The following is a 9,687-nucleotide window of genomic DNA, read 5'->3' on the forward strand; positions in this document are numbered from 1 at the left end:
CTTTGCGCCGATGATAGTGCTGCAACCAGTGTGAAAGTAGGTTATCGTCAGGCTAATTATTCAGCAGAGCCCGCCCAGTTAAGTCTGGGCGGGCTTTTTGCTTTTGGGCGGCCGAAAGCGGCATCCCGCTCCTGTCTGATCGTGCTATCCGTCACCCCATGACGATTTGCGGCACAATGCGGCTGTTGTCTAACCATTAAGGCCAACAGCATGAAAGAACAGGTTGCGAGAAAAGTGACCCTGGTCCGCGCCATCGAGACGTCGGACATCAAACATGAGGTCCTGAGCGACGACGACCGTCTGTATGCCAGCCGCAGCGCGCGCGAACTCGCGCAGTGGGCCGCGGCCGACAGCAAATCCGCGCTCACGCTCGACCACTTCCTGGAACAGCGCTCCGAGCAGATCCTCAAGCGCCTCGCCGAACGCACGCCCGCCTTTCGCGCCTTCCTGCATCGGCGCCCTTTGCTGCCGATGCTGTCCGTTCTGCTGCCGCTGTTCGCCCTGATTCTAGGTGCCGCCATCGACCACATCGCCGACCCGCACCGCGTCGACCTGCTGTCGGCGCCACTCCTGCTGATCATCGGCTGGAACCTGCTGGTCTACGTGATCCTGCTCGTCTGGATGTTCTTCCCATCGAAACGCACGGGCTGGGCCGGCCCGGAACTGATGCGCAGGCTCAGCGTCGGAAAGGCCAGGCTGCCGCGCAAGCTGCCGGCGCCGCTGGCGGCCGCCCTCGGCCAATACACCGTCGAATGGACCCAGCTCTCCTGGAAGCTGACCCATGCGCGACTGAGCCGCGCGGTTCACCTGTCCGCCGCCGCGTTCGCACTCGGCGCCATCATTTCCTTGTATGGGCGCGGCCTGCTGACGCAGTACGCCGCCGGCTGGGAAAGCACTTTCCTCGATGCGAGCCAGGTCCATACGCTGCTCTCCTGGCTGTTCGCGCCCGCCCTGTTCCTGTTCCCGATCGAAGGCTTCAGCGTCGCCGACGTGCAGGCCCTGCGTTTCGTGCAGGAGCCATCAAGCGCCGGCGGCGCACGCTGGGTGCACCTGTACGCCGCGACCCTGCTGCTGCTGGTGATCCTGCCGCGCCTGCTCCTGTCGCTGTTCGCCGGCTGGCGTGCGGCGCGGCTCGCGCGGCGCTTCCCGATCGACCTGCAGCAGCCGTACTACCTCAAACTCGCCGACCACATCGGCGCAGGTCCCGCACCCGTGACGCTTCGTGTGCTGCCCTACAGCTTCACGCTCGACGAACGCCGCGACCGCGGCCTGTCCGAGATCGCGGCCGCGATGTTCGGCGAGCAGACGCGCGTCATGCTGCGGCCCTCGCTGCCATACGGTGAAGATCCCAAGGCCCTTCTGCAGGACCTGCACCCGGAGACCGGCGATACAAGAACCGTGAGCGTGGTGCTGTTCAACCTGGCCGCCACGCCCGAACAGGAAAACCAGGGCGCGCTGCTGTCCGCGATCGCGCGCCAGCTGCCCGGCGGCGTCGGCGTGCTGCTCGACGAATCCGCGCTGACCGAACGCGCGGTCGGGCAAGCCGGGGCGGATGCGCGCCTGGCCGAACGGATTGCCCTGTGGCGCCAGTTCTGCACGTATCACCAGGTCCCGGTAACGGTGGTGAACCTGCTGCAACCGGCCAAATACGCGGCCGGTACCGATGGTGGCTTTGCCGCGGCGGGGACACGATGAGCGAGCCGGCCAAGGTCCAGTTTGCGCTCGTCTCGCACACGAACAACGGCAAGACCACGCTTGCGCGCACCCTGGTCGGGATGGACGTCGGCGAAGTGCGCGACGCCGCCCACGTGACTACCTTCTCCGAAGCGCACCTGCTGCAGTCCACGGAGCAGGGCGACAGCCTGCTGTTGTGGGACACCCCGGGTTTCGGCGATTCGGTGCGCCTGTTCAAGCGCCTGGCGATGTCGGGCAATCCGATCGGCTGGTTTCTGCGCGAAGTCTTGGACCGCTACCGCGACCGCCCGTTCTGGCTCAGCCAGCAGGCCTTGCGCGCCGCACGCGACGAGGCCGATGTCGTCCTTTACCTGGTGAATTCGAGTGAGCACCCGCGCGACGCCGGCTACCTGCCGGCCGAGATGCGCATTCTGGAGTGGCTCGGCAAGCCGGTGGCGGTCTTGCTCAACCAACTGGGACCGCCGCGCCCGGCGGGCGAGGAACACGCCGAACAAAGCTTGTGGAAGCAGCACCTCGACCAGTATCCCATCGTGCGCGAGGTGCTCGCACTCGACGCTTTCGCGCGCTGCTGGGTGCACGAACACGTGTTCTACGAAGCCGTCGGCAAGCTGGTACCGGAACCGAAGCGCGCCGGCTATGCGCGCCTGCTTGCGGCCTGGGAAGCGAACAGCCTGGCCCGCTACCACGCCTCGCTGCGCATCACTGCGGAACAGCTGGCGGCGGCGGTGCGCGACAGCGAAGCCATTCCCGAAGAGAGCGGCGGCCTGCTGCAGTCGGCGCTGAAGGCGGTCAAGCTGGGCAAGTCGGATGCGCGCCGCCAGGAAGCGGCGATGGCGCGCCTCGTCGAGCGGCTTGAGGAGCGGATCGCCCAGGCCACCACACGCCTGCTGACCCTGCACCGGCTCGATCCCGGCGATGCGGCGCGCATCAATGCCCGCGTGCGCGACAATTTCAAGGTCCGCGCTCCGCTCGACAAGACCCAGGCCGGTCTGCTCGGCGCAGTCGTCTCGGGTGCGGCGACGGGGCTGTCGGCCGACCTGATGGCCGGCGGATTGACGCTGGGTGGCGGCGCACTGTTGGGCGCGATCGTCGGTGCGCTGACGATGGCCGGTGCCGCCTGGGGCTTCAATACGACGACCGACCGCAACCATCCGACCGTGCAGTTCGCGCCGCCTTTCCTGCGCACGCTGATGGTCGGCAGCATCCTGCGCTACCTGGCCGTCGCCCACTTCGGGCGCGGCCGCGGCAATTTCGTCGAAGGGGAGGCGCCGCCGTTCTGGCAGGCGGCGGTGGAGGAGGCGCTGCAGGCGCATTGCCCGGACCTCGATCGCCTCTGGCAGGAGTTGCGCACGCAGGGTGGCAAGGACGACGGACGGCTCTACAGTTTGCTGACGACGGTTGTCGGTGACGTGTTGAACCGCCTGTATCCCGACGTGCGCATTCCCGCGCAGGCGCTCTAGAAGCGATACTGCATGCTCGCGCCGACCACCCAGTTGCGGCCCGGCGCGGCTTCGTAGTAGCGGCGGTTGCTGTCGCCGACGATCACCGAGCCGATGTAATTGCGGTCGAACAGGTTGTTCACGCGCGCATATTCCTTCACCCGCCAGGCGCCGAGCTGCTGCTGCGCCTGCACGCGCAGGTTGGCGATCATGTAGCCCGGCGCCGGATTGGCCTGGTTGGCATCGTCCGGATACAGCTTCGTGTTCGCGATGGTCTCGAGCGCGGCGCCATAGCGGTCGGCGCTGTCCTTCCAGCCAAGTTCGCCGTACAGGCTGGCGTTCGGCACGCCCGGCAGGCGGCTGCCGGCGAGCACGGTGCCGAAGCCTTCGTGGTACACGGCGCGCAGCACGCTCAGGGCCAGCCGGCCGCTCCAGTCGTGCCGCCACTCGGCATCGAGCGACAGTTCTCCGCCCTGGCGCAGGGTCGCGCTGGCGTTGCGGTAGCTGGTCCGCCCGCCGGCAGAGCTATCGACCACCAGCTCGTCGCTGGTTTTCACCTGGAACACGGCGGCATTGATGCGCACGCCCTCGAGCGGCACGGCCTTCACGCCGAACTCCAGGTGCGTGCTTTCGGCCGGCGCCAGCGAGAAATTGAAGCCGCCGCCGACGCCGGAATAAAACACCTCGTTCAGGGTCGGGGTCTCGAAGCCGCGCGCCGCGCTGGCGTAGACGTTCAGGCCCGGAGCCACCTTGTAGAGCACGCCGAGCAGCGGCGTCGTGTGGCGGTAGCTGACGCTGCCGCTGTCGTTGCCGTTGGCGAGGTAGCGGTCCTCGACGTCGAAATCGACCCGGCTGTGGCGCAGGCCGGCGCTCAGCACCCAGCGCTCGCGCTCCCATTCGAACTGGGCATACGGATCCAGGTTCTTGACGTCGTCCTGCTCGTCGCGGCGCAGGCGGCCCTGGACGCCGAGCTGGCTGCCGACGAAGTTCTCGTAGCCCTTGCGGTTGTCGCTCGACGCGCCGGCCTCGATGCCGAAGGTCGAGCGCAGCGTGCCGCCGAGGAGGTCGCGCGACATGTTCCAGTTGGCGTCGATGCCGTGGAAGTCGCGATCGAAATCGACCACGCCGCCCGAATGGCTGGGCGGCGCCTGGAAGCCTTGCGAGAAGGCCTGGTACTGGATCACGCGGCGGTTGCCGACGTAAGCGGTCACACGCAGCCGGTCGCTGCCGAAGCGCTGCTCCCAGGTGGCGCCCAGCTGCTGGTGGTCGATGCTCTTGCGGGTGTTGTAGCGTTCCGCGAAGGTGCGCTGCGGACTGCGAGGGTCGCTGGTGTCGATCTCGCCCGCGCGCGGGTCGCGCTGCCAGGTGGCCCAGCTGACACCGAGCGGATCCTGGGTGTCATCCTGGCGCAGCCCGCCGGCGACGAGGACCAGCCGGCTGGTGGCGCTCGGCGCGAAGCTCAGCTTGGCATAGGCCTGGTCGCGACGCGCGGCGCTGTGGCTGCGGTAGCCGTCGGTATCGAAGCGGGAGGCGTCCAGCAGGTAGCCGACGCCGCCCGCGCTGCCGCTCGCGTTCAGGTCGGTCTTGTGGCTGCCGTAGCTGCCGGCGCTGACGTTCATTTCCACTTGCGGCGCGCCTTTCGGGTCGCGCGTGAACATCTGGATCACGCCGCCCGAATGGTTGCCGTACAGGGCCGAGAAGGGACCGCGCAGCACTTCGATGCGTTCGGCCAGGTCGAGGTCGAAGGTGGCGGCCTGGCCCTGGCCGTCGGGCATGGTGGCCGGGATGCCGTCGGCGATCAGGCGTACGCCGCGCACGCCGAAGGCCGAGCGGGCGCCGAAGCCGCGCGACGAGATCTGCAAGTCCTGCGCATAGTTCTGGCGGTTCTGCGCCACCAGGCCCGGCACCGCGGCCAGGGCTTCGGACGCATTCACGCGCGGCTCGGCCGCCCCGATCTGTTCGGCGCCGATCACGTCGATCGAGGCCGGCAGGTCGAAACTCAGCCGTTCGGTACGGCTGGCCGTCACCACCACGACCGGGATGCTTGTGCTTGCGCCTTCGTCCGCAACGGCAAGCGGCGAATACCAGGTGGACAGTGCAGCGACGATGCTTGCAGCGAGTACGTGACGTTTCATCTTTTCTCCGTGATCCCGTTCCGAACTATACCTGCGGGGCCGGAAATCCGTTGTCCCCTTGCTCCACCAGGCTGTGTCAATCTGGAGCAGGTGCTCCGGAGCGTGACGCATTCCTGGCGGGCAGCGGCGGCCCGCCACTCGGCGCCACAGATAACGCCGGGCTGGCACGGCGCTTGCGAGAGTGCGGCGGTGTCGCACACACCGGCCAGCGGGCCGCACAACCAACGAGAAAAGAGGATGACATGAACCTGGCAGACATCGGCAAACTCGGCGTCGCAAATCCCTTCCGTCAGCGCTACGACAACTTCATCGGCGGACGCTTCGTCGCTCCCGTCAAGGGCGAGTACTTCGCCAACGTGACGCCGATTACCGGCCAGCCCTTCTGCGAAGTGGCACGCTCGACTGCCGAAGACATCGAGGCCGCGCTCGATGCCGCCCATGCGGCCAAGGACGCCTGGGGCAAGACCTCGCCCGCCGAGCGCGCCAACATCCTGAATAAAATCGCCGACCGCATGGAGCAGAACCTCAAGATGCTCGCAACCGCCGAGACCATCGACAACGGCAAGCCGATCCGCGAGACCATGGCGGCCGACCTGCCGCTGGCGATCGATCACTTCCGTTATTTTGCCGGCTGTATCCGCACCCAGGAAGGCGCGATCTCGACCATCGACCACGAGACCTATGCCTACCACTTCCATGAGCCGCTGGGCGTGGTCGGCCAGATCATCCCGTGGAACTTCCCGATCCTGATGGCGGTGTGGAAGCTGGCGCCTGCGCTCGCCGCCGGCAACTGCGTCGTGCTCAAGCCGGCGGAACAGACGCCCGCCTCGATCATGGTGCTGATGGAACTGATCGCCGACCTGCTGCCGGCCGGCGTGATCAACATCGTCAACGGCTTCGGCCTCGAAGCCGGCAAGCCGCTCGCCTCCAGCAAGCGCATCGCCAAGATCGCCTTCACCGGCGAGACCGGCACCGGCCGCCTGATCATGCAGTACGCGGCGCAGAACCTGATTCCGGTGACGCTGGAGCTGGGCGGGAAGTCGCCCAACATCTTCTTCGAGGACGTGATGGCGCTTGATGACGAGTTCTTCGACAAGTGCCTGGAAGGTTTCGCCATGTTCGCGCTGAACCAGGGCGAGGTCTGCACCTGCCCGTCGCGCGTGCTGGTACAGGAATCGATCTACGAGAAGTTCATGGAGCGCGCGCTGGCGCGGGTCGCGCAGATCAAGGCCGGCAATCCGCTCGACGAAAGCACCATGATCGGCGCCCAGGCCTCGCAGGAGCAGCTCGAGAAGATCCTGTCCTACCTCGACATCGGCCGCCAGGAAGGCGCCGAGGTACTGGCCGGCGGCGAGCGCGCCACCCACGAGGGCGAGCTGTCCGGCGGCTATTACGTGCGCCCGACCGTGTTCAAGGGCGACAACCGGATGCGCATCTTCCAGGAAGAGATCTTCGGCCCGGTGGTGTCGGTGACGACTTTCAAGGACGAAGCCGACGCCCTGCGGATCGCCAACGACACCCTGTACGGCCTCGGCGCCGGCCTGTGGACGCGCGACGGCAGCCGTGCCTTCCGCGTCGGCCGCGCGATCCAGGCCGGACGGGTGTGGACCAACTGCTACCACCTGTATCCGGCGCACGCCGCGTTCGGCGGCTACAAGCAGTCGGGCATCGGCCGCGAGAACCACAAGATGATGCTCGAGCACTACCAGCAGACCAAGAACCTGCTGGTGAGTTACAGCCCCAAGGCGCTCGGCTTCTTCTGAGGACGCGATGAGCACGCCGATCGCGCGCGTGACCGCGACGCCCGCCGCGCTGGCCTTCATCGGCGAGCTGCGCGGGCGCCACGGACCGCTGATGTTCTTCCAGTCCGGCGGCTGCTGCGACGGCAGCGCGCCGATGTGTTATCCGGCGGGAGAGTTCAACGTCAGCGACACCGACGTCTGCCTGGGCAGCCTGGACGGAACGCCCTTCTACATGGGACGGGAGCAGTTCGGCTATTGGCAGCACACCCAGCTGATCATCGATGTGGTGGCCGGTAACGGCGGTATGTTCTCGCTCGATAACGGCACGGGCAGGCGCTTCCTGACCCGCTCGCGCCTGTTCTCGGACGAGGAGTGCGCACTGCTGCGCGCGCAGTCGGCTACTTAGCCTGCGGCAGCTTGCGGTAGATGGTGTTACGCGATACACCCAGGGCGCGCGCGGCGGCCGACACATTGCCGCCGTGCGCGTCGAGGGTGCGCAGGATGGCGCTCAGTTCCAGCGCGTCGAGCCGGGCGCCGGCCGCGCCGTGCACCGGCGCCGCCGCTGGAGATGAATCCCCGGCGTCGTCCAGGAAATCGTCCGGCAGGTGATGCAGGCCGATCTCGTCTTCGTCGCCGGCCATCAGGGCCGCAGTGCGCAACAGGCTGGCGAGCTGGCGCAGGTTGCCCGGCCAGGCGTGGCGCCGGAACAGCCGCAGGACGTCGTCGGCCACGCGCCGCCCTTCGCTGGCCAGCATCTGCGCGACGATGGCATCGAGGTCGCTGCGTTCGCGCAGCGGCGGCAGCTTCACCACCAGCCCGTTCAGGCGGTAGTACAGGTCTTCGCGGAATAGGCCGTCGGCGATGCGCTTGCGCAGGTCGTGGTTGGTGGCGCAGACCAGCTCGACGTCGACCGCCACCGGCCCGGCGCCACCCAGCGGCATGACCTTGCGTTCCTCGAGCACGCGCAGCAGGCGCGCCTGCAGGGCAAGCGGCATGTCGCCGATCTCGTCGAGGAACAGGGTGCCGCGATGCGCCTGCACGATCCTGCCGCTGGCGCCTTTCCTGCGTGCGCCCGTGAAAGCGCCTTCCTCGTAGCCGAACAGCTCCGATTCGATCAGGGCTTCCGGAATCGCGGCGCAGTTGACCGCGACGAAGGGGCCATGCGCGCGCGGCGAATCCTGGTGGATGGCCTGGGCCAGCCATTCCTTGCCGGTGCCGGTTTCGCCCATGATCAGGATCGGCACGCCCCGGCCGAGGACTTTGTCGACCCTGGCGATCGCTTGCGCGAGACGGGCGTCGCCCGTGTTCAGGGCCTGCAGCCGGGAACTCGGCTGGGGTGCCGCGGGCCTTTCCCGGGACGGCGCTGCGGGCGCGGGCAGGGCGGGCGTGTCGGCCGGCAGCTCATCGTGCAGCAACTGCGCACCATGCGTCAGGCGCAGTTCGGCGCGGCCGCGCACGCGCACGCCGTTGTGCATGCACAGGTCGAGCAGGCCCGGCGCCGCGCTCCGGTAGTGATCGTAGAGCGAGGATACCGGCTGGCCGAACAGGGAGCTGAAGGACTGCGCCTGCAGCGCCGGGTAGGCCAGGGCGAGCTGGAACAGGCCGTTGCGGTTGGCCGCCAGGAAGCGTCCGCCCGGCGTGAAGGAAGCGATGCCTTCCATGAGCGTGCCGATGAATTCCGGGCGCGTGTGGAAGTGCAGGGTGATCGCGTTTTCGAAAGCGGCCGCGAACAGCTGGTTCTCGATCATCAGCGCCGACATGCGCACCAGGGCCATGGTGTGCTTGTGGAAGCTGCGCCGGTCGCCGCTGACGTCGAGCACGCCGACCACCTTGCCGCGATGGTCGAGGATCGGGGCCGCGGAGCAGGTAAGGAAGTGGTTCGATCTCAGGTAGTGCTGGTCGGCGTGCACGGTGGTCGGGGCCTGTTCGGCGATCGCGGTGCCGATCGCATTCGTCCCCTTGCTCTCTTCGGACCAGTCGACGCCCGGAGTGAGCGCAACGCGGTTGGCTTTTTCCAGAAAGTCGGCGTCGCCAAGGGAGTGCAGGATCACACCGCGGGCGTCGGTCAGCAGCACCGAGTTGTGGGTGTTGGCGATCTGCTGGTACAGGGTTTCCATCGCCGGCAGCGCGTGGTTGTAGAGCAGGCGGTTCTGCTCGACCAGGGCCGAAAGAGCGGAAACGGACAGGGGATCGAAGTCCGGAGGGGCGTCGGCGCGCAGGCCGTAACATTGTGAGCGGCGGTGCGAACTGGCGATAAGCGCCGGCAACTGGTAAGTCATTCCATGTCTCCTGGTTGGCCCTGTACCGCGGCTCTATCGGTGGAACTCGACTACCGATTAATGTAGCACGCAACAGCCCACTTGCATTCTCCCGCCTTGGTTTGCTATAGTTCGCCTCCTGCTTCTGCAGCGCACGAAAAGTTTAATAGAATCAACTATTTAAACTTGTATAAACGGCCATGCCGAGTGCGCTGAAGAAAAACGAGGGGTTGACGAGTTAAGCGAAATACGGCATAATCTCACTTCTCTGCTGCTGACGAACACAACGATTCGCAGAATGCGGCAAGGCAGTACCGAATAAGTTCTTTAACAATCAACAGTCGATAAGTGTGGGCGTTTGATGAAGTGCCAGTATCGCTTCGGTGATACTGAATGCTTAAATTATCAAATGTTCACA

At 66.6% G+C, this 9,687-nt stretch carries 6 protein-coding genes; 4 read left to right on the forward strand and 2 right to left on the reverse strand.

Annotated features, from left to right (window positions below; genetic code table 11):
• The first annotated feature begins 210 nt into the window (after positions 1-210).
• Positions 211-1,695, forward strand: coding sequence for a DUF2868 domain-containing protein (locus tag ACI48D_RS25865; RefSeq protein ID WP_435574111.1), 1,485 nt, complete (start codon positions 211-213; stop codon positions 1,693-1,695).
• Positions 1,692-3,155: a GTPase domain-containing protein gene (locus ACI48D_RS25870; RefSeq protein WP_435574112.1), complete on the forward strand. Its 1,464-nt coding sequence runs from the start codon at positions 1,692-1,694 to the stop codon at positions 3,153-3,155. Before ACI48D_RS25865 ends, ACI48D_RS25870 begins: the two co-directional genes overlap by 4 nt.
• Here the strand turns inward: ACI48D_RS25870 and ACI48D_RS25875 are convergent.
• The gene (locus tag ACI48D_RS25875) at positions 3,152-5,269 is read right to left on the reverse strand and encodes a TonB-dependent receptor family protein (RefSeq protein ID WP_435574113.1); all 2,118 of its coding nucleotides are present in this window, start codon (positions 5,267-5,269) and stop codon (positions 3,152-3,154) included. The two genes, ACI48D_RS25870 and ACI48D_RS25875, sit on opposite strands and share 4 nt — an antisense overlap.
• Positions 5,270-5,511: 242 nt before the next feature.
• Between ACI48D_RS25875 and adh the strand changes: the two genes are divergently transcribed.
• Together adh and ACI48D_RS25885 are read left to right on the forward strand one after the other, a co-directional pair.
• A complete protein-coding gene (gene adh, locus ACI48D_RS25880; protein WP_435574114.1) occupies positions 5,512-7,032 on the forward strand; it encodes an aldehyde dehydrogenase in 1,521 nt (506 codons plus the stop codon).
• Positions 7,033-7,039: 7 nt separating this feature from the next.
• Entirely contained in the window at positions 7,040-7,417 is a 378-nt protein-coding gene (locus ACI48D_RS25885; protein ID WP_435574115.1) for a DUF779 domain-containing protein, read from the forward strand.
• On the opposite strand, the gene ACI48D_RS25890 is transcribed toward ACI48D_RS25885, so the two are convergent.
• Positions 7,410-9,290, reverse strand: coding sequence for a sigma-54-dependent Fis family transcriptional regulator (locus ACI48D_RS25890; protein ID WP_435574116.1), 1,881 nt, complete (start codon positions 9,288-9,290; stop codon positions 7,410-7,412). The genes ACI48D_RS25885 and ACI48D_RS25890 overlap by 8 nt on opposite strands.
• Positions 9,291-9,687: the final 397 nt, after the last annotated feature.

This window comes from Massilia sp. LXY-6, from assembly GCF_051233485.1.
Lineage (GTDB): Bacteria > Pseudomonadota > Gammaproteobacteria > Burkholderiales > Burkholderiaceae_D > Telluria.

Coding starts and splice junctions, on each gene's coding strand:
- ACI48D_RS25865 (WP_435574111.1), top strand. CDS start 211: ATGAAAGAACAGGTTGCGAGAAAAGTGACCCTGGTCCGCGCCATCGAG.
- ACI48D_RS25870 (WP_435574112.1), top strand. CDS start 1,692: ATGAGCGAGCCGGCCAAGGTCCAGTTTGCGCTCGTCTCGCACACGAAC.
- ACI48D_RS25875 (WP_435574113.1), bottom strand. CDS start 5,269: ATGAAACGTCACGTACTCGCTGCAAGCATCGTCGCTGCACTGTCCACC.
- adh (WP_435574114.1), top strand. CDS start 5,512: ATGAACCTGGCAGACATCGGCAAACTCGGCGTCGCAAATCCCTTCCGT.
- ACI48D_RS25885 (WP_435574115.1), top strand. CDS start 7,040: ATGAGCACGCCGATCGCGCGCGTGACCGCGACGCCCGCCGCGCTGGCC.
- ACI48D_RS25890 (WP_435574116.1), bottom strand. CDS start 9,290: ATGACTTACCAGTTGCCGGCGCTTATCGCCAGTTCGCACCGCCGCTCA.